The organism is Massilia eurypsychrophila (genome assembly GCF_002760655.1).
Taxonomy (GTDB): Bacteria; Pseudomonadota; Gammaproteobacteria; order Burkholderiales; family Burkholderiaceae_D; genus JAFCUW01.
The window spans coordinates 1-22,212 of the sequence record NZ_PDOC01000004.1; the positions used below are offsets into that span (position 1 = coordinate 1).

A 22,212-nucleotide genomic window follows, 5' to 3' on the forward strand; every position below is an offset into this window, starting at 1 on the left:
GTTCGTGCATCATCTGGAGGAATGGCGTACGGCATTCTGCCTTGACACGAAACCTGTCAACGCCGCCGTCGAGACACGCGAGGTACGCAGTCTGCAGCAAGAAAACGATAAGCTCAAAAAGGATCTGGATCGTAAAGATAAAGCCCTGGCGGAGGCCGCAGCGCTGCTTTTACTGCAAAAAAAGTTCAATGCGCTGTGGGAGGACGAGGTCAAATGACCTCACCTGCAGCGCGTATCGACATCGTCACGATGATAGACCAGGCAGTTTGCTCCGGGGCGCGCCAGTCCATGGCGTGCAATATCGTAGGTCTGAGCCTGCGCACAGTGCAACGATGGAAGCTGGCAAGCAGTGCAGAGGATGGGCGCACCACGCGCGTTCAACAGCCGTCGAATGCGCTTACGGCCCCGGAGCGCGAACAAATTCTGGCGATTGCAAAATCCGCCGAATTTGGCCAACTACCGCCGAGTCAGATTGTTCCGCGTCTGGCCGACCAAGGCATCTACATCGCGTCCGAATCGACGTTCTACCGGGTCATGAGGGAAGAAAATCTGGTCAAGCACCGGCAGGCGGCGCGTCCGGCTCAGGAGCGCAGCAAGCCGCGCGCCATTTGCGCCACAGCGCCGAACCAGCTCTACAGCTGGGACATCACCTATCTGCCAAGCGGGGTAAAAGGAATCTATTTTTACCTGTACATGTTCATCGATATCTACAGCCGAAAGGTCGTCGGGTGGCAGGTCTATCGAGATGAAAATAGTGACCAGGCGGCAGCGGTTATGCAGGACATTTGCGCGCGTGAAAAAATCCAGAAGCACCAAGTGATTCTGCACTCCGACAATGGCAGCCCGATGAAGGGGGCGACCATGCTGGCCACCTTGCAAACGCTCGGCGTCATGCCCTCGTTTAGCCGACCGGCCGTCAGTAACGACAACCCGTATTCCGAATCGATGTTCAGGACCTTGAAGTATCGTCCCGACTATCCAAAAAAAGCATTTGCGGACGTCGCGCAAGCGCGGAATTGGGTGACCAGATTCGTATGCTGGTACAACAACGAACATCGTCACAGCGCGATCAAATTCGTGACGCCTGCCCAACGCCACGCTGGCCGAGATATTGATCTGCTGACGGCTCGCACAGCCGTGTATGAGGCTGCCCGTGCTGCAAACCCGCTGCGGTGGTCAGGATCGATACGCAACTGGTCGCCGGTCAAAGAAGTACACCTCAATCCTGACGTGTCGATCAACGAAGCAACAATGCCGGCGTCGAATATGCCAGCGTTTAAAAAGGCGGCTTAGCGGCTGCTGACACGACAACTAGCTTGACAACCATCGCAATTGGACACGAACTCGAGCATTGCCGCAGTGGCGTAGTGTTGAGGGAATATTGCAGCTTGTAAAGCGCGCTTCGCGCTGGCGCCTCCGGCGCGCCACCGCTCACGCGGTGGCAAATGGGCGATTCGGAGCGGCACGCGCGAGTACGCGCGAGGCCTTCGAAATTGCCGCCTTGGCGACCCCGTAGGCCGCGCAGGCGGCCTACTTCTCTCCACCAAGAAATAAAAAAAGCCACCCGCAAGGGGTGGCTTCTTTTTATTTCTTGGCGGAGAGAGGGGGATTCGAACCCCCGGTAGAATATTATCCTACACACGCTTTCCAGGCGTGCGCCTTCAGCCGCTCAGCCATCTCTCCGGCTAAACTACAACTTCCTCGCTTTCACGAAGCCGCAGATTATAACAAACATTCAGCTGAGTACCAAGACATTCGCCCCGCCACTACTTCCCGCATCAGGACGCTTCCTTGAGCTGCTCCAGAATCGCCGGATTCTCTAACGTCGAGATGTCCTGCGTGATCGTCTCGCCTTTGGCCAGCACGCGCAATAACCGCCGCATGATCTTGCCCGATCGCGTCTTCGGCAAATTGTCGCCAAAACGGATTTCCTTCGGCTTGGCGATCGGCCCAATCTCCTTCGCGACCCAGTTGCGTAGCTCCTGGGCAATGCGCTTGGCTTCTTCGCCAGTCGGCCGCGCTTGCTTGAGCACGACGAACGCGCAGATCGATTCGCCCGTCGTGTCGTCCGGCTTGCCCACTACCGCCGCTTCGGCCACGATCGGATTGGCCACCAGCGCCGATTCGATTTCCATCGTGCCCATCCGGTGGCCCGACACGTTCAGCACGTCGTCGATGCGCCCCGTAATCGTGAAGTAGCTGGTGTCGCTGTTGCGAATCGCGCCGTCACCAGCCAGATAATATTTGCCGCCCAGCTCGTCCGGGAAGTAGCTCGTCTTGAACCGCTCCGGATTGTTCCAGATCGTGCGGATCATCGACGGCCATGGCCGCTTCACCACCAGGATGCCGCCTTGTCCGTTCGCCACGTCGGCGCCCGCCTCGTCGACAATCGCCGTCATGATGCCCGGCAGCGGCAGCGTGCACGAGCCCGGCACCATCGGCGTCGCCCCAGGCATCGGCGAAATCATGTGGCCACCCGTCTCAGTCTGCCAGAACGTGTCGACAATCGGGCAGCGCTCGCCGCCAACGTTCTTGTAGTACCACATCCACGCTTCCGGATTGATCGGCTCGCCGACCGATCCGAGCAGCCGCAGGCTCGACAAGTCGTAGTTTTTCGGATGTACTTTCGGGTCGACATCGGCCGCCTTGATCAGCGAGCGGATCGCCGTCGGCGCCGTGTAGAAAATGCTGACCTTGTGCTTGGCGATCGTCTCCCAGAACCGGCCCGCGTTCGGGTAGGTCGGAACGCCCTCGAACACGACTTCGGTCGCGCCCACCGCCAGCGGACCGTAGGCGATGTAGCTGTGCCCGGTCACCCAGCCGATGTCGGCGGTGCACCAGAAGACGTCGGCCGGCTTGATGTCGAACGTCCACTTCATCGTCAGCGCGGCCCACAGCAAAAAGCCGCCGGTCGAATGCTGCACCCCTTTCGGCGTGCCGGTCGAGCCGGATGTGTAGAGAATGAACAGCGGATGCTCGGCGCTGACCCACTCCGGCTCGCAATCGGCAGCCTGCGCGTCGACCAGGTCGCCAAGCCAGATGTCGCGCCCTTCGGTCCACGCGATGTTGCCGCCGGTGCGCTTGTAGACGATGACGTCGCGGATCGTGTCGCAGCCGCCCAGCGCCAGCGCCTCGTCGACGATCGCTTTCAGCGGCAGGTGCTTGCCGCCGCGCAGCTGCTCGTCGGCGGTGATCACCGCCACCGCGCCGGCGTCGATGATGCGCTCCTGCAGCGACTTGGCGGAAAAGCCGCCGAACACCACCGAGTGGGTCGCACCGATGCGCGCGCACGCCTGCATCGCCGCCACGCCTTCGATCGACATCGACATGTAGATGATGACGCGGTCGCCCTTCTTGATGCCGCGCGACTTCAGACCGTTGGCAAACTTGCAGACGCGCTCGTGCAATTCCTGGTAAGTCGCGCGCGTGACGGTGCCGTCGTCGGCCTCGAACACGAGCGCCGTCTTGCCGCCGTTGCCAGCCTTGATGTGGCGGTCCAGGCAGTTGTAGGAGGCGTTCAGCTCGCCGTCCTCGAACCACTTATAGAACGGCGCCTGCGATTCGTCGAGCACCTGCGCAAACGGCTTGTGCCAGTCCAGTTCCTCACGCGCCAGGCGCGCCCAGAAACCTTCATAATCGGCCTCCGCTTCGGCGCACAGCTTTTCGTACGCTGGCATGCCGGAGATGGCGGCGTTTGCGACGAAATCCGGCGGCGGCTGGAAAATACGACTTTCCTGCGCGCCCTGGTTTTCTTGCTGGTTGATGTCTGTTCCGGCCATGTTTGTCTCCCACGTAATTTTTTATCAACTGTAGGCGGACTCGCTTACTGAGCCCTTACAGTAGTAGGCAACGCTGGTGTGTCGTTGTCGATTCTACCAACCTTTTAACGACCCTTCGCGCTTATCGGCAGCCGCGCGCGGCGCGTGTAAAATGACGCGTAGAAAAATTTACCTTGAACCTGCTCGTCATCTGGAGTTTCACACATGTCCGTACCCGACTCGAATCGTCCACCTACCCAGCTGGCATTTCTGCCACGCCTTATTTTCGCCAGCCGCTGGCTGCAGCTGCCGCTGTACCTGGGCCTGATCCTGGCCCAGTGCGTCTACGTATTCCACTTCTGGGTCGAGTTGAAAGACCTGATCGGCGCCGTGATGGGCAACCAGACGGCACTGCAACATATCCTTGACGTCGTCGCCATCAGCGGCCAGGTGCGCCCCACCAAACTGACCGAAGCGACCATCATGCTCGTCGTGCTGGGACTGATCGACGTCGTCATGATCTCGAATCTGCTGATCATGGTCATCATCGGCGGCTACGAAACCTTCGTCTCGCGTCTCGGACTCGACCTCCACCCCGACCAGCCCGAATGGCTCTCACACGTCAACGCCTCGGTGCTCAAGACCAAACTGGCAATGGCGATCATCGGCATCTCCTCGATCCATCTGCTAAAGACGTTCATTAACGCCGCGGCGTACACGCCGGAAGTGATCATCGCGCAAACCGTCATCCATATGGTGTTCCTGTTTTCGGCCCTCGCCATCGCCTATACCGACCGCATCATGATCGGTACCCAGAACCAATCGAAGCCACACTAACTCTCATCGAGAATACTTCATGACTGTCATCAAGCAGGAAGACCTGATCGAATCGGTCGCCGCCGCCCTCCAGTACATCAGCTACTATCACCCGGCCGACTACATCGCGCACCTGGCGCGCGCCTACGAGGCCGAGCAAAGCCCGGCCGCCAAGGACGCCATCGCGCAGATCCTGACCAACTCGCGCATGTGCGCCGAAGGCAAGCGCCCGATCTGCCAGGACACCGGCATCGTCAACGTGTTCCTGAAAATCGGCATGGGCGTGCGCTTCGAAGGTTTCTCCGGCACCGTCACCGACGCCATCAACGAAGGCGTGCGCCGCGCCTACAACTTCGACGACAACAAGCTGCGCGCCTCGATCGTCGCCGACCCGCAGTTCGATCGCAAGAACACCAAGGACAACACGCCGGCCGTGGTCCACATGGAACTGGTCGAGGGCGACACCGTCGACGTCAAGGTCGCGGCCAAGGGCGGCGGCTCGGAAAACAAATCGAAATTCGTCATGCTCAACCCATCCGATTCGCTGGTCGACTGGGTCATGAAGACGGTGCCGACGATGGGCGCCGGCTGGTGTCCACCCGGCATGCTCGGCATCGGCATCGGCGGCACCGCCGAAAAGGCCATGCTGATGGCCAAGGAGGTGCTGATGGACGACATCGACATGTTCGAACTGAAGCAGCGCGGCCCGCGCAACAAGACCGAAGAGCTGCGCATCGAACTGTGCGACAAGGTCAACGCGCTCGGCATCGGCGCCCAAGGCCTCGGCGGCCTGACCACCGTGCTCGACGTCAAGATCATGATGTACCCGACCCACGCCGCCTCCAAGCCGGTCGCCATGATCCCGAACTGCGCCGCCACGCGCCACGCCCACTTCGTGCTGGACGGCTCCGGCGCCGCCTACATCGAGCCGCCTTCGCTGTCGAGCTGGCCGGAAGTGCACTGGACGCCGGACACCGAGAAATCGCGCCGCGTCGACCTCAATACCCTCACCAAGGAAGAAGTCGCCTCGTGGAAGCCGGGCCAGACCTTGCTGCTCAACGGCAAAATGCTGACCGGCCGCGACGCCGCTCACAAGCGCATCCAGGACATGCTGGCCAAGGGCGAGCCGCTGCCGGTCGACTTTACCAACCGCGTCATCTACTACGTCGGCCCGGTCGATCCGGTGCGCGATGAAGCGGTCGGCCCGGCCGGCCCGACCACCGCGACGCGGATGGACAAGTTCACCGACATGATGCTGGAGAAAACCGGCCTGATCGCGATGATCGGCAAGGCCGAGCGCGGCCCGGTGGCGATCGAATCGATCCAGCGCCACAAGTCGGCCTACCTGATGGCCGTCGGCGGCGCCGCCTACCTGGTGTCGAAAGCGATCAAGAGCGCCAAGGTGCTCGGCTTTCACGACATGGGCATGGAAGCGATCTACGAGTTCGATGTCACCGACATGCCGGTCACTGTCGCGGTCGATTCGAACGGCACCTCGGTCCATACCACCGGACCGAAGGAATGGGCGGCGAAGATCGAATCGCTCTCCAGTGTCGGCCAGATTCCGGTCGTCGTCGCGTAATTGATGGTCGCCGCTGCCAACGCCCCGATCGGGGTGTTCGACTCGGGCGTGGGCGGCCTGTCGGTGCTGCGCCACATCCGCGCGCAGCTGCCGCACGAGCATCTGCTGTATTTTGCCGATTCCGCGTTTGCGCCCTACGGCGACAAGCCCGAACAGGTCGTCGCCGAGCGCTCCCTGGCGATCGCCGGCTTTCTCGTCGCGCAAGGCGCCAAGGCGCTGGTCGTGGCCTGCAACACCGCCACCGTCGCCGCCATCAAGCTGCTGCGCGCACATTATCCTGACATGCCGATCGTCGGCGTCGAGCCTGGCCTCAAGCCTGGCGCGGCGGCCAGCCGCAACGGCAAGGTCGGCGTGATGGCAACCGATGGCACGCTTGCCGGCGAAAAGTTCCTGTTGCTGCGCGAGCAGATCAGCCAGGCGAGCAGCGCGCAGTTCGTGCTGCAGGGTTGCACCGGCCTGGCCGACCAGATTGAACTGGGCGAGCTCGATTCCGACGCCACCGCCGTCATGCTGAAACGCTACATCCTGCCGCTGCTCGACCAGGGCGTCGATACGCTGGTGCTCGGCTGCACCCACTATCCGCTGGTGCAGGCGACGATCGAGACCATCATCGCGGCCGCGACGCCGCGCGCCATCGTGCTGGTCGACACCGGCGAAGCGGTGGCCCGTCAGCTCGGCCGGCTGCTGGCGGCCGGCGGCAAGGAGCACGCCGAAGGGAGTTCTGCGGCCTCGCTCGACGGTTACACCAGCGCCAGCGCCACCGCGCTGACGCTGGCGTTTTCCAGCCTGCTCGGGCTGCAGGTGGCGGTGCAGGAGGTCGAACTCGGAACAAAGTCAGCCGATTCGGCGTGATCAGCAATTAGATTTGCCTGTTTCCTCGGATCTTTGTATAATATCGCTCTGTTCCGGAAGCATCGGAACTTTGTCAGACAGTGGTGGCTGTAGCTCAGTTGGTAGAGTCCAGGATTGTGATTCCTGTTGTCGTGGGTTCGAGCCCCATCAGCCACCCCACAGAATAAGTAGGAATATCAAAGACTTACACGCTTCGGCTTGTGAGTCTTTTTTGTTTCCAGCCTCGTACACACGTCCATGTAACCGCTGTGTAACCCGATTCGATAAATGCATTGCGGCCTTGTTGCCTGGTCGTCGCGGACACGGCGGCGGCGTTCTTGCAGTCATGTGCCCCATTGGCGTATCTGCAAGAGGGCGAATTTCGCAGATGCGCCCTTGAACCGCGTAACTTGCGCAACTGCTCGCCACGAAAGGTGCGCAACCATTTTCCGGCAATCTCCCTGTTGCGCGCGTATACACGCGCGCACGCGCATGGGTGTAAGAAAATTGCCGCAACTTTCGCCCCGTAACATTGCGAGTCACCTCAGAGCAATGCAACCAATCGCGCCAGTAGTAACACATCACGCAAAATCCACATCAGTGAAAGCCCCTTCAACCCGCTTTGCTATGGTCCCGTTTTTTACCACTTGTTCCCGTTTTGGTTTTTTGGTCGGAAATGCCGCTTTCCCGTTTTGTCCCACCACACCTATAGGAGGTGGGACAGAGCGGGGGATTTTTGGAGGGAAACGTTCATGGAACAAATGATTAATTGGTCCACTCCACTGAAGATGGGCGATGGAATAGGAACCACAGCGCCCGAAGTCTTCGTCCCGCGACAAGAACAGCAGCAGCTCCAAAATGGTCCCGGCCTCGGTGCTGGCACAGGCTGCTAAGGAGCGTCGATTTCGGGTTAGACGCCCGGTTGCTGGTGTAAAATCCAGTTTCAGTGCAAAGGCCGGTCTTCCGGCCGTTTTCACATGGCGGACGCCTTCAATCCGATGGCGCGAACGGATTCACTTACACTGGTAAAGCATGGCAAATCAACGTAAGCGTCCGGCCGTCCCATCTATGATTTTCTGATCACCCCGTCCACACTATTTCCCTTTCTACTCGAGGGAAGCCACCGATGAAGTTTGTAGAACGCGAGGCGCTTTGGCGGGAGCGCGTGGAGCAATGGCGTGGTAGCGGGTTGTCACAGCGCGCATTCGCGCGGAAGCATGGCTATCCTGTGCGGCAGGTGGGCTATTGGGTACGCCGGCTGGCGGCTCCGCAGTCGACACCACTGATGTTGCCGGTCGCAGTCGATAGCGCTGCGGCGCCGGCGGGGGCAATGAGCTTGCGCTGCGAGCGCGGCTGGATGTTGACGTTGCCGGGCGACGTGCCGGCAGTCTGGCTGGCCGAGCTGCTGCGCGCTCTGTAATGGAACTGCGCGCCGAATCGATCTAGCTGGCCACGGCACCAGTGGACATGCCCAGTTGCAGGCGACGAAGATGTTCGAGTTCAGTCACCACGTCTACCAGTGGCGAATCGAACGCGGGGTTCAGCAGAGTCAGGTCTTGGTGACGAAATGCGGGCATGATAGGACTCCGTGAAAACATCTGGAATAGTATCGCAAATTATCCCGAATTCGTCTCGATGTTATCTGTAAGAAGGCACTGCAACCCACTGAAATTGCTGCGTTTTTCGCACTCTCCGCACTTAAGTATCTAGGATAAGGGGCCTTCAGCATCTGCAATTCGAGCTTCCCGTTTTCTCCCACTGGTTCCCGTTTTGGTTCTTTGTGGGAAGGCCTCTCCCGTTTTTTACCACCAACCCTATAGGCGGCGGGAAACAGCGGGCGCAAACAGGAGGGAGTTTGAAAATTGGCTGTTTGACATCACCGTTGGTGCCCGACGGCTACGCGCGCGCCAGATACTCCCCCTTCAATACGATAACCTCTTTCGCTACAAGTGTGGCCAACGCTTGCTGGGCACGTTCAGTACGGCGCTTGGGCTCGCACGTCAGGCGCGCGGCAATAAGACCGATAGCCTCATCCATTCGAATGCATGGAGCTTGACCTGGCTCGCCGCCGTTATTGAACTCCACAGATTTGGAGAGCAACTCGTTCAACGTATCAAAGGCAATTTTTTGATTCCCTCCGGTCGGCAGCTTCGTCCGCTTCACTGCGCCCATCGTCGTCTCAGGCCCAGCCACGCACGAAGTGATGTCTTCGCCGTCAATGTCGCGTCCTACAGTCACCACGTCAAGTTTGAAGGAGCACAGTCCCCGTTTCATCGTCTTTTGACTTCGCCACACGCCATTCCCGGCGACTGTCGGTCTTGTTGACTTCAATCGCACCATCGAGCGCGGCGTAACACGCTTCGGCTTGTCGCCTTTTTTGTTTTTGTATTTATCGCCGTGCGCCGAGGCTGTTACATTCAGTAACATTGCCGCCGGCTGATTTACAAATACCTACCGGCAACACGCGGGCGCGCCCCATACACTTGTGCATCTCCCAAAACTTGAGATGCACAGATGGATTTTCCCCTCGTTTTTCGCCCTTTGCCGGCGCCACTTAGTAAGAAAACGATCCAGGCGTTTCGCAAGGATGCCGGTTGGCCCCCAGGTGGCGACGCGCCTGGCGGCAGCAAACCAACGCACGGCAAAGTGCAATGGGTCACGGTCGACTGCCGCAACAAGATGATTGGCATTGCACGACTGGAGCTGGCACCCCCGCAATTTTGTTACCTCTCTGACTTGATCATCTCGAGCGCATACCGCCGCAAGGGTGTGGGCGACTGGTTCATGAAAAACATCGAGCGCTATTGCCTTCAATTCGGCGTACCGCGCCTGTTGCTCGAACCGCGCGACGGCACCCGGGAATTCTATGAAAAGATGCACTTTGTCGCCGATCCGTATGTTGGCGGCTTCCTCAAAAAGGACTTGAATCCCTTCCAGCGGCGCACGCTTGCATTGAGCCGCTGATCAGTGGGCGGCTTCGCCAATGAAGCCGCCGGTCACCCCGCTTCACGTAGCTGCCGGAAGTAAGCAATTGTGCGCTCCAGCCCTGCTTGCATCGCCACCTGCGGCTCCCACCCCAGCGCTTGCCGTGCCAGCGAGATGTCGGGCCGCCGCCGCGCGGGGTCGTCGCTCGGCGCCGGCCGGAAATCAATGCCGGAGCGCGAACCGGTCAGCTCCGTCACCATCGCCGCCAGTTCCAGCATCGTGCATTCGACCGGATTGCCAAGATTGACCGGTCCGGTGAATTCGTCGGGACTCTTCATCAGCCGGTCGAAGCCGTCGATCAGGTCGTCGACATAGCAAAATGAGCGCGTCTGCGAGCCGTCGCCATAAATCGTGATCGGCCGCCCTTCCAGCGCTTGCATGATGAAATTCGATACTACCCTGCCGTCGTTGGGATGCATGTTCGGGCCGTATGTATTGAAAATACGCGCGACCTTGACGCGCATGCCATGCTGGCGCCGGTAATCCATGAACAAGGTTTCGGCGCAGCGCTTGCCTTCGTCGTAGCACGAGCGCAGCCCGATCGGATTGACGTGGCCGACATAGCCTTCCGTCTGCGGATGCACCTGCGGGTCGCCATACACCTCGCTGGTTGACGCTTGCAAAATGGCTGCCTTCACGCGCTTGGCCAGCCCCAGCATGTTGATCGCGCCATGCACGCTCGTCTTGGTCGTCTGCACCGGATCATACTGGTAATGCACCGGCGAGGCCGGGCACGCCAGGTTGTAGATCTGGTCCACCTCGACATACAAGGGAAACGTGATGTCATGGCGCAGCAGCTCGAAATTCGGCTCATCGAGCAGCGCAGCGATGTTGCGCTTGCAGCCGGTGTAGAAATTATCGAGGCACAGCACGTCATGGCCTTGCGCCAGCAAGTGCGCGCACAAATGCGAGCCGAGGAAGCCGGCCCCTCCGGTGACCAGGACGCGCTTGCTGTGCTGCTCTTTCATGACGTCATCTCCGATGCGCGCACGGGGCCGCTGCCGCACAATTCCAGCGCTGCATCGAGCACGCGCTCGGCGCTCACGCCCAGCGCGCACGGGTGGCCGATCGGACACGCTTCGAACGCGCACGGACGGCACCCGGCAGCTGCATACAGCACACGGTGGCGCGCGCGGTCGAGCGGCGCCCACCGTAGCGGATCGCCGCCGGAACTGATGATCACGCTCGGCGTGCCGCTGGCCGCTGCCAGATGCGACACCGCGGTGTCGTTGCTCACGACCAGCCCGGCGCGCGCCACCAGCAGCGCCAGCGAACCTAAGGTGGTGCGCCCGGTCAGGTCGAACGCGGGCGCCGCCATCTGCGCCATCACTTCGGCCGCGACCGCTTGTTCCTCGATGCTGCCGGTGAGCACCACCTGCCAGCCGCGCGCGGCAAGGCCGTCGGCCACCTGCCCGAACCGCGCCGCCGGCCAGCGCCGCGAGCGCATGCGGGCACCGGCATGGATGCAAACGAAGCGCCGCTCCGGCGGCAGCGGCCCAAGTGCGGCCACTGCGGCCCGGTCGGTCACCTCGAACGGGAATTCGAGCGCCGTGTCGTCGCCGCTGCAGCCGAGCGACTGCATCAGCCGCAGGTAGCGGGTCACTTCATGCTCGGGCTCGCCCCACGGCAAAAAGGTGGCCGGGTCGGGGCACCAGCCGTCGGCTTGGTGGAATCCGGCCATGCGCCGCGCGCCCAGCAGGGCGACGATCGAATTGCTCAGCGCGCCGCTGCCGTGCAGCTGGATCGCCAGGTCGAAGCGGCGCATGCGCGCATCGGTCAGGAAACGCGGCAGCGCGGCCACATCCGGAATGCGCTCGGGCAGCCCGGGAAAGCCGGGAAACACCATGAAGGCGTCGATGTAGTGACGGAAGCGGTCGGCAAATTCGCGCGCCCACGGCAGGCCGATGAGGGTGATCCGTGCCTGCGGCGCAGCGCGGTGCAAGGCCCGCAGCGCCGGCACCACGCACAGCATGTCGCCCAGCTGCAGCGCGCGGAACACGGCAATGCGCCGCATTGCCGCCAGCGCCGCAGGCGGGTATCCGGACATGTCGTCCATCACGCCCCTCCTCCGCCGGCGGCCACGCCGTGCTTCTCGAGCAGGAATGGACCGATCGCCAGCACATCGAGCGCCGTGCTGCAAAAAGATTCGAGCGCATCGCGCGGCGTGCAGACGATCGGCTGGCCGCGTGTGTTGAACGACGTGTTTACCAGCACCGGCACGCCGGTCAGCTCGCCGAATGCGCGCACCAGGTCGTAGTAGGCGCCGTGCTGGGCGCGGTTGATGGTCTGGATGCGCGCGCTGCCATCGACGTGGCGCACCGCCGGTATGCGCTCGGCCTTGTCGGGTCGCACCTTGTAGACAAACAGCATGAACGGCGAACGGCCGGCATCGACGAACCAGTCGGCCGCCGCCTCTTCCAGCACCAACGGCGCCACCGGGCGGAAGTCTTCCCGGTCCTTGATCTGGTTCAGCCGTTCCTGCATCGACGGATCGATCGGCGAGGCCAGGATCGACCGCGAGCCCAGCGCGCGCGGTCCGAACTCCATGCGTCCCTGAAACCAGCCGACCACCTTGTCCTGCGCCAGCAGGCGCGCCGTTTCCTGCACGATGTCCGCTGGGCGCCGGTAGGCCAGTTTCGATTCGCGCAGCAACTGTTCGACTTCGTCGTCGGGCCATGCCGGACCAAGGAAGGCGTGCTCCATGTGCCAGCGCCGCGCGCCTTGGCGTTGTTGCGCATCGACCCACAGCGCGACGCCGAGCGCGGTGCCGGCGTCACCGGCCGCCGGCTGCACCCAGATGTCAGCAAACGGCCCCTGCTCGCGCAGCCGCGCATTCATGACGCAATTGAGCGCCACGCCGCCGGCCATTGCAAGTTGCCGCATGCCGGTGCACTCGTGCAGCCAGTTGGCTATCCGCAGCACCGTTTCTTCCAGCACCAGCTGCAGCGAGCGGGCGATGTCGGCATGGCGCGCCTCGAGCGGCCCGCCGCGCGCGCGCGGCGGCCCCAGCGCCGCGGTCAGGTCGCATGGCAGCACCTGGTAGCGACCGGAACCGCCGTACCGCACCATCTCGTTGAACTGCGCGGCGAAGCGCGGCGCGCCGTACGACGCCAGCGCCATGACCTTGTACTCGTCGCTCGAGCGCAGAAAGCCCAGGTGGCTGGTGACGTCTTCATACAGCAGGCCGAGCGAATCGGGGTAGTCGATCTGGTCGATGCGCCGGTAGTGCCCGTCCTTGAATTCGCCGTAGCTCGAACACGCCCGTTCGCCACGCCCGTCCATGACCAGCACCGCGCACTGCTCGAACGGCGCCGCCAGGTACGCACTTGCCTCGTGCCCCAGGTGGTGCTCGACGAAATGCCAGCGGTAGGCCGGCCCTCCCTCGCCAGGCCGAAACAGCGCGGCCAGATGGTGCGGGGCGCCGCTGGCAAGCTGGCGCGGCGCATTGACGACGTACGACAGCGCCAGCGGATCCCATGGCGACAGCCAGTCCGACGGTTGAGCCGAGGGCTCCAGCGGCAAGGCGATGCTGGCGCGCTCGGCCCAGTCGGCCAGTTGCAGCGCCGGATCATATGAATATGCCGCGTGCGCAACGTCGCGCATGCTGATGCCGGCCTCGCGCAGGCAGCTGGCGATGGCGTGAAACGGCAGTTGCCATACCGTGAACGGCAATGGCCGCTTGCCGTGCTTCTGGCGCGTGAAGCGTTCTTCTTCAGCGGCCGCGATGACGACGCCATCTTCCACCAGGCAGGCGGAGCAATCATGAAACGCAGCGTTGATGCCAAGTGTGTACATGCAACCGCTCCATAGGTTGGGTCTACAGAGCTCAACATACTTGGCGCGCGTCGATTTGCAAGGCCGGCCTGCCAGTTCCGCGTCGCCGTTTGAGTTGGCACAGCGTTGATGCGCATCGACTGAGCGGCCGCCATGGTCGAACAGGTATGGACCCAACCGCCACCGCTCCACACGCACCAGCCCGCATGACGCAGGAGCTGTGGGACGTGCTGTCGCGCTACCGCTGGCGCATCGCCGCCGCGCTGGCCTTCCTGATCCTCGCCAAGCTGGCCGCGGTCGCGGTACCGCTGCTGCTCAAGCGAATCATCGACGCCTTTTCCCAGCCGGCGCCGCTGGCCGCCATCCCCTTGTATCTGCTGGCCGGCTACGCCGTCGTGCGCTTTATCGCCACCATGTTCAATGAATTGCGCGACCTGCTGTTTGCGCGCGTGACCCTGGACACCGTGTCCGCGTACGCCCGCCGGGTATTTGCCCACTTGCTGGCGCTCGACGCCGGCTTTCATGCGCGCCGCCAGATCGGCGCGCTGATGCCTGAGATCGAGCGCGGCACCAACGGCATCGCCTTCCTGCTCGGCGTGGGCATCTTCACCATCATCCCGACGCTGGTCGAAATCAGCCTGGTGCTGGGCATCATGGTGAGCCGCTACAGCATCTGGTTTGCCGTCATCATCGCGCTCACTTTCATGACGTACGCCGGCTTCACACTGATGTTTGCAGCGCGCCGCGTGATGTACCAGCGCCGCGTCAACAAGCTCGACTCGGTCGCCAAGAGCCACCTGGCCGACAGCCTGATCAACTACGACACGATCAAGTACTTCGCCAATGAAGCGGTGGAATCGCAGCGCTTCGCCGCCATGATGCGGCACTGGATGGATGCCGGCCAGGGCAACCAGCGCGCGCTGTTCGCCCTGCACATCGGCCAGAGCGCCATCATCGCGCTTGGCGTGGCGTTCATCATGCTGCTGGCCGGCGACGCGGTGTGGCGCGGCCGCATCAGCGTCGGCGACCTGGTGCTGGTCAACGCCTACGCCTTGCAACTGTGCCTGCCGCTAAACGCGCTCGGCTTCGTCTACCGCGAAGCGCGCGACGCCCGCGTCAATACCGAGCGACTGTTCGAGCTGCTGCGCGAACGCCCGGCCATTGCCGACGAGCCTGGCCTGGCGCAGCAGCAGCCTGGGCCGGGCGAAGTCACGTTCGACCATGTCGACTTCCACTACGACGCGGCGCGCCCGATCCTGCGCGACGTCAGCTTCCGCATCCCGCCGGGGCGCACCGTTGCGGTGGTGGGCAAAAGCGGCTCGGGCAAGTCGACCTTGGCGCGCCTGTTGTTGCGCTTCTACGACCCGGACGGCGGCGCCATCGCTATCGACGGCCAGGACATTGCCACAGTCCGGCCCAGCAGCGTGCGCGGTGGGGTCGGTGTGGTGCCGCAGGAAACCGTGTTGTTCAACGACACCATCGGCTACAACATTGCCTACGGGCGCATCGGCGCCAGCCACGACGAGATCGTCGCCGCCGCGCGCGCGGCCCACATCGACCAGCTGATCGACAGCCTGCCCGAAAAATACGACACGCCGGTCGGCGAACGCGGCGTCAAGCTGTCGGGCGGCGAAAAGCAGCGCATCGCCATTGCGCGAGTCATCCTGAAGAACCCGCGCATCCTTGTGTTCGACGAAGCAACGTCGGCACTTGATGCGGATTCGGAGCAGGCGATTCAGCAGGAACTGGAGCGCTTGTCGGCGAATCGAACCACTCTCGTCATCGCGCACCGCCTGTCCAGCATTGTCGCCGCGTACCAGATTCTCGTGATGGACCGCGGCAGCATCGTCGAACGCGGCACCCACACAGAACTGTTGCGGCGCAAGGGACTGTACGCCCGCCTGTGGCTGCTGCAACAGCGGATGGCGCGCGATGACACCGACCAGATGATTCCTACACCGGGGTAATGGGATGCAGACCGACGATACCGCTTCAGCCGCCGCCCCGCCCGCCATCTCCGTGGTCGTGCCTACCTGCGGCCGCGTGGAACTGCTGGCGCGCTGCCTGGCGGCGCTGGCGCATCAGAGCCTGGCCGCGCAGCGCTACGAGGTCATCGTCGTCGACGACCAGCCCAATGCGCAGACGCGTCAGCTGGTCGCTGCCTGGCACGCGGGCGGCGCCGGCTCCGGCACCGGCCCCGCCATCACTTACCTGCCCAACGAAGGCCGCCACGGGCCTGCGGCGGCGCGCAACCTCGGCTGGCGCGCCGCGCGCGCACCCATCATCGCGTTTACCGACGACGACACCGTGCCGTCGACCGGCTGGCTGCAGCACGGCCTCGACGCCTTCGGCGATGGCGTCGACGCACTGTGCGGGCGCGTCGAAATGCCGCTGCCGGCCAGTCCCACCGATTACCAGCGCGACGCCCAGCAGCTCGAAAGCGCCGAATTCGTCACGGCCAACTGCTTCCTGCGCAAGTCGGTGCTGGCGGCGCTGGGCGGCTTCGACGAACGTTTCCGGCTGGCCTGGCGCGAAGACAGCGACCTGCACTTCGGCCTGCTGGCAACGGGTGCGCGCATCGCACGCTCGGCGCAGGCACTGGTGGTGCATCCGGTGCGGCCGGCACCTTGGGGCGTCAGCCTGCTGCAGGTGCGCAAGATTGCCTTCGATGCCCTGCTCTACAAAAAGCATCCTCGCCTGTACCGGCAAAAAATCCGCGCCACGCCGCGCTGGGACTATTACGCCATCGTCGCCGCCATGCTGACGGCCCTGCTGGCGGCTGCCGCCGGGTCCATGGCGCTCGCCGCCGCGGCCGCCGCCGCCTGGGGCGTGGCGACCATGCTGCTGTTCGCACGGCGCTTGCGCGGCACGTCACTGCGCTTGTCGCACATTGCCGAAATGGCGCTCACTTCCATGCTGATCCCGCCACTGGCGGTGTTCTGGCGGCTCGCCGGCGCCATCCGCTACCGCGTCGCTTTCGCCTGAGGCCCGCCATGCGCCCACTCAATGTCCTCACCTGGCACACCCATGGCAGCTACCTGTATTACCTGAGCCAGGCGCCGCACAATTTCTACGTGCTGTCCAGACCGGACCGCCCGCCCGGATATGGCGGGCGCTGCGGCCACATTCCGTGGGGCGACAACGTACACGACATGCCGCTCGAGCAGGTTCGCGAGCACCAGTTCGACTGCATCGTGTTTCAGCAATGGCAGCAGTTCGAGCACGACCAGCATGCGTACCTGAGCGCGGCGCAGCGCGCGCTGCCGCGCATCTACATCGAACACGATCCACCGCGCGTGCATCCGACCGACACGCCGCATCCGGTCGACGACGCCAACACGCTGCTGGTGCACGTCACCCATTTCAACGCGCTGATGTGGGACAACCGCCGTACGCCCGTGCGCGTCATCGAGCACGGCGTGCGTATCCCGCCCGGCGTCGCCTACCGCGGCGACCTGGCGCGCGGGCTGGTGGTCATCAACCACCTGGCGCGGCGCGGCCGCAGGCTCGGCGCCGACGTCTTCTGCGCGGCGCGCGCCGAGGTTCCGCTCGAGCTGGTCGGCATGGAAGCTGAAACGCTGGGCGGGCTGGGCGAGATCGAACACGCCGCGCTGCCGGCGTTTGCCGCGCGCTACCGTTTCCTGTTCAATCCGATCCGCTACACCAGCCTCGGGCTGGCGGTGATCGAAGCGATGATGGTTGGCCTGCCGGTGGTCGCGCTGGCGACGGCCGAAATGGCGACCGTCATCGACAATGGAAAATCCGGCTTCATCGACACCGACCTGGCGCCGCTGCTGGCGGCGATGCACGAGCTGGTGCACGACCCCGGGCTGGCGCGCCAGCTTGGCGAGCGCGCGCAACGCCGCGCGCGCGAACGCTTCGGCATCGAACGCTTCAGCGCTGACTGGGACGCCGCTTTGCGCCACGTCTGCAGCGCGTGATCCAACCGCAGGGAGTCAACGTGGCACCGGACGATACCTTTCTTGTCTCCGCCCAGCGCCGGCCGGCGCTGCGCCGCATCGCCATCGTCAGCGAGCATGCGTCGCCACTGGCGCCGCCCGGCAGCATCGACAGCGGCGGCCAGAATGTCTATGTCGGCTGCCTGGCGCGCGAACTGGCGCGCAGCGGCTACCTGGTCGACATCTTCACCCGCCGCGACGCCGTCGGCCAGCGCCAGCTGGTGCACTGGAGCGACAACATCCGCGTCATCCACGTGCCGGCCGGCCCGGCCCACTTCATCCCGAAAGAACAAATGCTGTCGCACATGGACGCGTTCGCGCGTTTCGTGACCCGCTTCGCGCGCCGCCAGGGCGCCCCGTACGACATCGTGCACGCCAATTTCTTCATGTCCGGCATGGTCGCGCGCCATCTCAAGCAGGCCCTCGGCATCCCCTTCGTGATCACCTTCCATGCGCTTGGCCACGTGCGCCGGCTGGCGCAAGGGGCCGCCGATGCCTTCCCGCCGGCGCGGCTGGCGATCGAGACGGCGTTGATGCGCGAAGCGGACCGCATCATCGCCGAGTGCCCGCAGGACCGTCACGACATGCAGCAGCTGTATGGCGCGCCGCCCGAGCGTATCGCGCTGGCGCCATGCGGGTTCGATCCGCGCGAACTGTGGCCGTTGCCGGCCGGCGTCGCGCGCGGCACGCTTGGCCTGGCGCCGGACAAGTTCATCGTGCTGCAGCTGGGCCGCATGGTACCGCGCAAGGGCGTCGACAACGTCATCCGCGCGCTGGCCCTGCTGCGCGGCCGCCACGCCATCGACGCCGAATTGCTGGTCGTCGGCGGCGGGCCGGACCCGCAGGCCGACGCCAGCACCGACGAAGGGGCGCGCCTGCGCGCACTGGCCGCCGGCCTCGGCGTGGCCGAACACGTCACCTTCACCGGCCGCAAGGAACGCGACCAGTTGCGCTACTACTACAGCGCCGCCGATGTCTTCGTCACCACGCCATGGTACGAGCCATTCGGCATCACGCCGGTCGAAGCGATGGCATGCGCCCGGCCCGTAGTCGGCGCCAACGTCGGCGGCATCAAGAGCACCGTGGTCGACGGCGAGACCGGCTTCCTGGTGGCGCCGCGCGACCCGCAGGCGGTGGCGCGGCGCCTCACGGTGCTGCACGACAATCCGGCACTGGCGCACGTCATGGGCGAGTGCGGGCTGCGCCGCGCGTACCAGCACTACACCTGGCGCAGCGTCGCCGAGCAGTCCGTTGCCATTTACGCCGCCGCGCTGGCCGACGCCGCCGCGCGCGCCATCCCCAACCTTTCCAGCCAGGAGTGAGCATGCCGACGACCAACCAACCCACGCTGCGCGAGCAGAGCATCTTCATCACCGGTGCCGCCAGCGGCCTGGGCGCCGCGCTGGCCGGCCTGCTTGCCGCCGATGGCGCCAATATCGTACTTGGCGACATCGACGGCGCAGGCGCCGCCGCCACCGCCGCCCTGATCGGCGCCCATGGCGGGCGACCCCATGCGATCGGCTTCGACGTCGGCGACCCGGCCGCGGCGGCGCGCGCCATCGAGGAGGCGGTCGATACCTTCGGCACCATCGACGTACTGGTCAACAACGCCGGCACCGACGTCACACTGCCGATCGCCGAGCTGACGACCGAGCAATGGCTGCGCGTCATCAACACCAACCTGAACGGTCCTTTCGTGCTCGCCAAGCACGCCGCGGCGCACATGCGGCGCAGCGGCGCCGGCCACATCGTCAACGTCGCCTCCACCGCCGCCAAGCGCGCCTGGCCCAACGCCAGCGCCTACCACGCCAGCAAGTGGGGCCTGCTGGGCCTGTCGCACGCGCTGCACGCCGAACTGCGCGCGCACGGCATCAAGGTCACCGCGGTGATTGCCGGCGGCATGCGTACGCCGTTCCTGCTCGACCGCTTCCCCGACCTCGATGCCGCCATCTTGCAGGATCCATTGACGGTCGCCAACGCCATCCGCTCGGTGCTGCTGTTGCCGCAAGAGAGCGTCGTTGCCGAAATCACCGTGCTGCCGATGCGCGAAACATCCTGGCCATGAATGCCATTTTCCTCGACAAGGACGGCACCTTGATCGACGACATTGCCTACAACGTCGAGCCGCAGCGCATGACCTTGTGCAGCGGCGCCGGCCCGGCGCTGCGCCTGCTGACCGCGCTCGGTTACCGGCTGTTCGTCGTCAGCAACCAGGACGGTATCGGCAACGGCCGCTTCGGCGAAGAGGCGATGGTGGCGGTCGGCGCGCGCCTGGCGCAATTGCTGTCGCGCGAGCGCCTGTCACTGACGGGCTTTTATTATTGCCCGCACCACCCGAGCGCGGCGCTGGCGCGCTACGCCCGCCATTGCGCCTGCCGCAAGCCGCAGCCTGGCATGCTGCTGCAGGCCGCGCGCGAGCACGGCATCGACCTGGGCGCGTCGTGGATGATCGGCGACATCCTGCACGACGTCGAAGCGGGGAATCGCGCCGGCTGCCGCAGCGTGCTGCTCGACAAAGGCCACGAGACCGAATGGCTGCCCGGCCCGCAGCGCACGCCGACCCACACGGCGCCCGACCTCGATGGCGCGGCGCAACTGATCGCCGCCGCGCACGGGGCGCGCCGATGAGCGCGCCTGGCTGGGACGGCGCGCGCAACATATTGTGCGTGCGGCTCGACGCCCTCGGCGACGTGCTGATGTGTACGCCGGCAATGCGTACGTTGCGGCATGCCTGCCCAGGGCGCCGCCTGACCCTGCTCACTTCGCACAGCGGCGCCGCCGCCGCGCCCTTCATCGACGAGCTCGATGCCGTCATCGCCTACCAGGCGCCGTGGATGAAAAGCAGCGCCGTGCACGCGCCGTCGACCGACGCCGCCTGCGCCGAGGCGCTCGCCGCCGAGCGCTTCGACGGCGCCGTCATCTTCACGTCGTACAGCCAGAGCGCGCTACCGGCGGCCATGCTGTGCTATCTGGCGGGCATCCCGCTGCGGTTGGCCCACTGCCGCGAGAATCCCTACCAGTTGCTGACCGACTGGGTGGCCGACCCGGAGCCGGACGCGACGGTGCGCCATGAAGTGCGCCGCCAGCTTGACCTGGTCGGCGCCATCGGCTGCCGCGGCGGTGACGGCCCGCTGTCGTTTCGCGTGCGCGAGCGCGACATCGATGCGATGCGCGGCCGGCTCGATGCCGCCGGTATCGATGTGCGCAGCCGCTGGATCTTGCTCCATCCCGGCGCCAGCGCGCCGTCGCGGCGCTACCCGGCCGACAAATGGAGCGCGGCGATCCGCGCGCTGGCAGCGCGCGGCGCGGGCGCCTTGGTGCTGAGCGGAAGTGGCGAAGAACTGGCATTGATCGAGCAGATCCGTGCCGGCTGCGGCGTGCCGGTGCAGTCGCTGGCCGGCCAGGTCGATCTGGGCGAACTGGGCGCCGCGATCAGCCTGGCGTCGGTGATGGTGTCGAACAATACCGGGCCGGCCCACATGGCCGCCGCGCTCGGCACGCCGCTGGTCGACCTGTATGCGCTGACCAATCCGCAGCACACCCCGTGGCACGTCGAACACCGGCTGCTGTTCCACGACGTTGCCTGCCGCTTCTGCTACAAGAGCGTGTGCCCGCAAGGCCATCATGACTGCCTGGCAAGGGTCGATCCGGACGACGTCGCCGACGCCGTGTGCAGCCTGCTCGACTCGCCTGCACAGCAGTTGCGCAAGGCGCCGGGCCGTTTCTAGAGAAGCTGGCGGCGGCAATCGAGCAGGCTGACAGCAGTTCTGGCGGCATTGGTTCTGCGGCCGACCGTGCCATCGAGACGCTCATCCCAATGATCGCGAAGGCCGATGTCAGCCGAACGGTGCGCGAGAAATAGGCAGGCCGATTGTGGGACGCCCCTCAGGAAAACAATGTGCCCTATCTCATCTCTCGCCGCGTACTGCGGAGCGCTGTACTCGACGGCGGAAATTGCGTCCAACTGGGCCGACTGTCTGTCGCCAACGTTGACGACGTTGCGAAAGCACTGCGCGCAGTGGAGAAGATGGACATTTCAGGGCGCCGAGCGCGTGCCTTAGCGATGTATGCGGCTGGCCGCGATGACGACCTGCTGGCATTGATTGGGAGATCCGAGTACCGGTGCAAGTCGTGCACAACAGAGCGTGGAGGTTGGCGGTATGACATTACCAATGGCGACGTTCACGAGGCGTACGCGCGGCCGTAATGGCAGCGGCCGTGGCGGCGAGCGTGCATGACACTGTGGTCAAGGCGGATGTGCGGAAGCTGATGACTGCCTGCGGGTGATGGCGGCGACTTTGTTCTTAGGATGCTGACCAAACAGTCGCCTGACAGCACCCAAGAACGGCAGGGTGATTAGCAGCGTCGGTGATCAGCAATGGCGCTGCAATCACGGACGAGCCGCCCGCCATCCCCCCAATGGCAGATCGAGAAGGCGGCCACCGATCCGCGCATATGCAGCACATGAGCCAACGTCCGATTGTGGCGTCCGTGCGCCAAACCCTTG

19 protein-coding genes, 2 tRNA genes and 1 pseudogene are annotated in these 22,212 nt (G+C 64.3%); 15 read left to right on the forward strand and 7 right to left on the reverse strand.

Going from position 1 to position 22,212, the window contains the following annotated elements; genetic code table 11:
* Together CR105_RS28255 and CR105_RS08090 are read left to right on the forward strand one after the other, a co-directional pair.
* Positions 1-217: pseudogene (locus CR105_RS28255) on the forward strand (transposase); the annotation flags it as partial.
* 32 nt (positions 218-249) lie between these two features.
* The gene (locus tag CR105_RS08090; protein WP_441295118.1) at positions 250-1,293 is read left to right on the forward strand and encodes an IS3 family transposase; all 1,044 of its coding nucleotides are present in this window, start codon (positions 250-252) and stop codon (positions 1,291-1,293) included.
* A gap of 299 nt (positions 1,294-1,592) precedes the next feature.
* Here the strand turns inward: CR105_RS08090 and CR105_RS08095 are convergent.
* Both CR105_RS08095 and acs read right to left on the reverse strand, forming a co-directional pair.
* Positions 1,593-1,683 (reverse strand) — tRNA-Ser (locus CR105_RS08095).
* Between the two features lie 95 nt (positions 1,684-1,778).
* A complete protein-coding gene (acs, locus tag CR105_RS08100) occupies positions 1,779-3,779 on the reverse strand; it encodes an acetate--CoA ligase (RefSeq protein WP_099787949.1) in 2,001 nt (666 codons plus the stop codon).
* 204 nt (positions 3,780-3,983) lie between these two features.
* On the opposite strand from acs, the gene CR105_RS08105 reads away from it, so the two are divergent.
* From CR105_RS08105 to CR105_RS08120, 4 genes are all read left to right on the forward strand, one after another.
* Positions 3,984-4,595, forward strand: coding sequence for a TIGR00645 family protein (locus tag CR105_RS08105; protein WP_099787950.1), 612 nt, complete (start codon positions 3,984-3,986; stop codon positions 4,593-4,595).
* Between the two features lie 19 nt (positions 4,596-4,614).
* Positions 4,615-6,156, forward strand: a complete 1,542-nt coding sequence (locus CR105_RS08110) for a fumarate hydratase (protein WP_099787951.1) — start codon at positions 4,615-4,617, stop codon at positions 6,154-6,156.
* 3 nt (positions 6,157-6,159) lie between these two features.
* Positions 6,160-7,008: a glutamate racemase gene (gene murI, locus CR105_RS08115; protein ID WP_099788310.1), complete on the forward strand. Its 849-nt coding sequence runs from the start codon at positions 6,160-6,162 to the stop codon at positions 7,006-7,008.
* A gap of 83 nt (positions 7,009-7,091) precedes the next feature.
* Positions 7,092-7,167, forward strand: a tRNA-His gene (locus tag CR105_RS08120).
* Between the two features lie 401 nt (positions 7,168-7,568).
* Here the strand turns inward: CR105_RS08120 and CR105_RS27735 are convergent.
* On the reverse strand, positions 7,569-7,964 hold the full coding sequence (locus CR105_RS27735; protein ID WP_131021659.1) for a hypothetical protein: 396 nt from the start codon (positions 7,962-7,964) through the stop codon (positions 7,569-7,571).
* Positions 7,965-8,113: 149 nt separating this feature from the next.
* Here CR105_RS27735 and tnpA point away from each other — a divergent pair, with 149 nt between their 5' ends.
* Positions 8,114-8,407 carry an IS66 family insertion sequence element accessory protein TnpA gene (gene tnpA, locus CR105_RS29630; protein ID WP_441295117.1) on the forward strand — a complete coding sequence of 98 codons (294 nt, stop codon included), beginning with the start codon at positions 8,114-8,116 and terminating at the stop codon, positions 8,405-8,407.
* Positions 8,408-8,883: 476 nt separating this feature from the next.
* Here tnpA and CR105_RS08125 read toward each other — a convergent pair whose 3' ends face one another.
* The gene (locus CR105_RS08125) at positions 8,884-9,414 is read right to left on the reverse strand and encodes a hypothetical protein (RefSeq protein ID WP_131021660.1); all 531 of its coding nucleotides are present in this window, start codon (positions 9,412-9,414) and stop codon (positions 8,884-8,886) included.
* 87 nt (positions 9,415-9,501) lie between these two features.
* Between CR105_RS08125 and CR105_RS08130 the strand changes: the two genes are divergently transcribed.
* Positions 9,502-9,951 carry a GNAT family N-acetyltransferase gene (locus CR105_RS08130; RefSeq protein ID WP_099787953.1) on the forward strand — a complete coding sequence of 150 codons (450 nt, stop codon included), beginning with the start codon at positions 9,502-9,504 and terminating at the stop codon, positions 9,949-9,951.
* Between the two features lie 32 nt (positions 9,952-9,983).
* Here CR105_RS08130 and CR105_RS08135 read toward each other — a convergent pair whose 3' ends face one another.
* From CR105_RS08135 to CR105_RS08145, 3 genes are read right to left on the reverse strand one after another with little or no spacing between them, the layout of a single operon-like run.
* On the reverse strand, positions 9,984-10,940 hold the full coding sequence (locus tag CR105_RS08135; RefSeq protein WP_099787954.1) for a UDP-glucuronic acid decarboxylase family protein: 957 nt from the start codon (positions 10,938-10,940) through the stop codon (positions 9,984-9,986).
* Positions 10,937-12,028, reverse strand: coding sequence for a glycosyltransferase family 9 protein (locus CR105_RS08140; RefSeq protein ID WP_229413744.1), 1,092 nt, complete (start codon positions 12,026-12,028; stop codon positions 10,937-10,939). Before CR105_RS08140 ends, CR105_RS08135 begins: the two co-directional genes overlap by 4 nt.
* Positions 12,028-13,767, reverse strand: coding sequence for a carbamoyltransferase family protein (locus tag CR105_RS08145; protein ID WP_099787955.1), 1,740 nt, complete (start codon positions 13,765-13,767; stop codon positions 12,028-12,030). Before CR105_RS08145 ends, CR105_RS08140 begins: the two co-directional genes overlap by 1 nt.
* Before the next feature lie 146 nt (positions 13,768-13,913).
* Between CR105_RS08145 and CR105_RS08150 the strand changes: the two genes are divergently transcribed.
* The 7 genes from CR105_RS08150 to CR105_RS08180 all read left to right on the forward strand — a co-directional run bounded on the left by CR105_RS08150 (position 13,914) and on the right by CR105_RS08180 (position 21,433).
* Positions 13,914-15,713: an ABCB family ABC transporter ATP-binding protein/permease gene (locus CR105_RS08150; RefSeq protein ID WP_099787956.1), complete on the forward strand. Its 1,800-nt coding sequence runs from the start codon at positions 13,914-13,916 to the stop codon at positions 15,711-15,713.
* 4 nt (positions 15,714-15,717) lie between these two features.
* On the forward strand, positions 15,718-16,731 hold the full coding sequence (locus CR105_RS08155) for a glycosyltransferase family 2 protein (protein WP_099787957.1): 1,014 nt from the start codon (positions 15,718-15,720) through the stop codon (positions 16,729-16,731).
* A gap of 8 nt (positions 16,732-16,739) precedes the next feature.
* On the forward strand, positions 16,740-17,687 hold the full coding sequence (locus CR105_RS08160; RefSeq protein ID WP_099787958.1) for a glycosyltransferase: 948 nt from the start codon (positions 16,740-16,742) through the stop codon (positions 17,685-17,687).
* A gap of 68 nt (positions 17,688-17,755) precedes the next feature.
* Positions 17,756-19,027, forward strand: a complete 1,272-nt coding sequence (locus CR105_RS08165) for a glycosyltransferase (protein ID WP_180288148.1) — start codon at positions 17,756-17,758, stop codon at positions 19,025-19,027.
* A 2-nt stretch (positions 19,028-19,029) separates the two neighbouring features.
* The gene (locus tag CR105_RS08170; protein WP_099787959.1) at positions 19,030-19,770 is read left to right on the forward strand and encodes an SDR family oxidoreductase; all 741 of its coding nucleotides are present in this window, start codon (positions 19,030-19,032) and stop codon (positions 19,768-19,770) included.
* Positions 19,767-20,333, forward strand: a complete 567-nt coding sequence (locus CR105_RS08175; protein ID WP_099787960.1) for a D-glycero-alpha-D-manno-heptose-1,7-bisphosphate 7-phosphatase — start codon at positions 19,767-19,769, stop codon at positions 20,331-20,333. Before CR105_RS08170 ends, CR105_RS08175 begins: the two co-directional genes overlap by 4 nt.
* Positions 20,330-21,433, forward strand: coding sequence for a glycosyltransferase family 9 protein (locus CR105_RS08180; protein WP_099787961.1), 1,104 nt, complete (start codon positions 20,330-20,332; stop codon positions 21,431-21,433). The genes CR105_RS08175 and CR105_RS08180 overlap by 4 nt, the downstream gene beginning before the upstream one ends.
* Positions 21,434-22,212 lie beyond the last annotated feature (779 nt).

Excerpts from the sequence above, each read along its gene's own strand:
- CR105_RS08180 (WP_099787961.1), top strand. The coding sequence starts at position 20,330 with ATGAGCGCGCCTGGCTGGGACGGCGCGCGCAACATATTGTGCGTGCGG.
- CR105_RS08105 (WP_099787950.1), top strand. The coding sequence starts at position 3,984 with ATGTCCGTACCCGACTCGAATCGTCCACCTACCCAGCTGGCATTTCTG.
- CR105_RS08160 (WP_099787958.1), top strand. The coding sequence starts at position 16,740 with ATGCGCCCACTCAATGTCCTCACCTGGCACACCCATGGCAGCTACCTG.
- CR105_RS08140 (WP_229413744.1), bottom strand. The coding sequence starts at position 12,028 with ATGGACGACATGTCCGGATACCCGCCTGCGGCGCTGGCGGCAATGCGG.
- CR105_RS08090 (WP_441295118.1), top strand. The coding sequence starts at position 250 with ATGATAGACCAGGCAGTTTGCTCCGGGGCGCGCCAGTCCATGGCGTGC.
- CR105_RS08150 (WP_099787956.1), top strand. The coding sequence starts at position 13,914 with ATGGACCCAACCGCCACCGCTCCACACGCACCAGCCCGCATGACGCAG.
- CR105_RS08125 (WP_131021660.1), bottom strand. The coding sequence starts at position 9,414 with ATGTTACTGAATGTAACAGCCTCGGCGCACGGCGATAAATACAAAAAC.
- CR105_RS08145 (WP_099787955.1), bottom strand. The coding sequence starts at position 13,767 with ATGTACACACTTGGCATCAACGCTGCGTTTCATGATTGCTCCGCCTGC.
- murI (WP_099788310.1), top strand. The coding sequence starts at position 6,160 with ATGGTCGCCGCTGCCAACGCCCCGATCGGGGTGTTCGACTCGGGCGTG.
- CR105_RS08110 (WP_099787951.1), top strand. The coding sequence starts at position 4,615 with ATGACTGTCATCAAGCAGGAAGACCTGATCGAATCGGTCGCCGCCGCC.
- tnpA (WP_441295117.1), top strand. The coding sequence starts at position 8,114 with ATGAAGTTTGTAGAACGCGAGGCGCTTTGGCGGGAGCGCGTGGAGCAA.
- CR105_RS08135 (WP_099787954.1), bottom strand. The coding sequence starts at position 10,940 with ATGAAAGAGCAGCACAGCAAGCGCGTCCTGGTCACCGGAGGGGCCGGC.
- CR105_RS08175 (WP_099787960.1), top strand. The coding sequence starts at position 19,767 with ATGAATGCCATTTTCCTCGACAAGGACGGCACCTTGATCGACGACATT.
- CR105_RS08170 (WP_099787959.1), top strand. The coding sequence starts at position 19,030 with ATGCCGACGACCAACCAACCCACGCTGCGCGAGCAGAGCATCTTCATC.
- acs (WP_099787949.1), bottom strand. The coding sequence starts at position 3,779 with ATGGCCGGAACAGACATCAACCAGCAAGAAAACCAGGGCGCGCAGGAA.
- CR105_RS08155 (WP_099787957.1), top strand. The coding sequence starts at position 15,718 with ATGCAGACCGACGATACCGCTTCAGCCGCCGCCCCGCCCGCCATCTCC.
- CR105_RS08130 (WP_099787953.1), top strand. The coding sequence starts at position 9,502 with ATGGATTTTCCCCTCGTTTTTCGCCCTTTGCCGGCGCCACTTAGTAAG.